Origin of the sequence: Ruminococcus sp. Marseille-P328 (assembly GCF_964249465.1) — a bacterium.
Classification (GTDB): Bacteria; Bacillota; Clostridia; order Lachnospirales; family Lachnospiraceae; genus Blautia_A; species Blautia_A faecis.
The window spans coordinates 1-1,556 of sequence record NZ_CAXUBQ010000059.1; the positions used below are offsets into that span (position 1 = coordinate 1).

Genomic DNA, 1,556 nt, shown 5'->3' on the forward strand with positions numbered 1-1,556 from the left:
TCAAACAAAACCTCATCAGGCATGGCAAAAATACAAATAAAATCCGAGAAGCTCACTCCTTTTGGAGGAATATTTTCAATCATGGAGCAATTTGACTCCACATTGTCATCTGTAATCGACTCGACACTCGGTCTAAGGTGTAGCTCGTTCGGTTATCAGTACAGTGAAATCGTCCGTTCCCTCATGAGTATCTACTTCTGTGGTGGCTCATGCATTGAGGATGTCACTACTCATTTGATGAACCATCTCTCGCTCCATCCGACACTTCGTACTTGTAGTTCTGATACTATCCTCAGAGCGATAAAGGAACTGACGCAAGGAAACATCTCATACACATCAGATACGGGTAAGAACTACGATTTCAACACGGCTGACACACTCAATACCTTACTGCTCAATTGTATGTTTGCATCCGGCCAACTGAAAGAGGGCGAGATGTATGATGTTGATTTCGACCATCAGTTCATAGAGACTGAGAAGTATGATGCAAAGCCTACATACAAGAAGTTCCTTGGTTATCGCCCTGGCGTGGCGGTTATTGACGACTTGATTGTTGGCATTGAGAATAGCGATGGTAACACCAACGTTCGTTTTCATCAGAAGGACACGCTGAAGAGATTCTTTGAGAGATTTGAGCAGAACGGACTTACAATCAATCGTTTCAGAGCTGATTGTGGATCATGTTCCGAGGAAATCGTGGAGGAAATAGAGAAACACAGCAAATCCTTCTATATCCGCGCAAACCGCTGCAGTTCGCTCTACAATGACATCTTTGCTCTTAGAGGCTGGAAGACTGAGGAAATCAATGGCATTGAGTTCGAATTGAACTCTATTCTTGTTGAGAAGTGGAAGGGTAAAGCATACCGACTTGTGATTCAAAGACAGAAACGGATGGACGGTGTGCTGGATCTTTGGGAAGGAGAATACACATACCGTTGTATCCTGACTAACGACTATGAATCTTCCACAAGAGAAATTGTCGAGTTCTATAACCTTCGTGGAGGAAAGGAACGTATCTTCGATGATATGAACAATGGTTTCGGGTGGGACAGATTGCCCAAATCCTTCATGGCAGAGAACACTGTGTTCCTTCTTCTTACGGCACTTATCCGTAATTTCTACAAGGCCATTATCCACAGACTTGACGTAAAGAGGTTCGGACTCAATGCAACAAGTCGCATAAAAGCGTTTGTCTTCAGGTTTGTCTCTGTACCAGCCAAGTGGATCAGAACATCAAGGCGGTATGTGCTGAATATCTATACCTGTAATAATGCTTACGCAGATATTTTTCAGACTGATTTTGGATAACGCCTACAACTTATGGGTATGATACTGCGTATTGCCTCAAGTCGCATAGTGGGGCAAGGGGATATTGTGGGCAGAAGTGGGTATTTCAGCCTCAATTTATCTGCTAATTCAGTGATGAGAGGACGTTTAGACGCAAGAAGGACGCTGAAGAGCTTAGTTGCGGATTTGAGGTCAAACAAAACCTCATCAGGCATGGCAAAAATACAAATAAAATCCGAGAAGCTCACTCCTTTTGGAGGAATATTTTC

2 protein-coding genes are annotated in these 1,556 nt (G+C 43.3%); both read left to right on the plus strand.

From position 1 onward, the window contains the following. Positions 1–21: 21 nt before the first annotated feature. The gene (locus ACESTK_RS20400; RefSeq protein ID WP_005805709.1) at positions 22–1,308 is read left to right on the plus strand and encodes an IS1380-like element IS613 family transposase; all 1,287 of its coding nucleotides are present in this window, start codon (positions 22–24) and stop codon (positions 1,306–1,308) included. A 66-nt stretch (positions 1,309–1,374) separates the two neighbouring features. Continuing rightward, the coding region (locus ACESTK_RS20405; RefSeq protein ID WP_373120627.1) for a hypothetical protein at positions 1,375–1,556 on the plus strand (182 nt) is incomplete at its 3' end.

Bases quoted from the DNA above. Each gene is read 5' to 3' on its own strand.
- ACESTK_RS20400 (WP_005805709.1), top strand. From the start codon at position 22: ATGGCAAAAATACAAATAAAATCCGAGAAGCTCACTCCTTTTGGAGGA.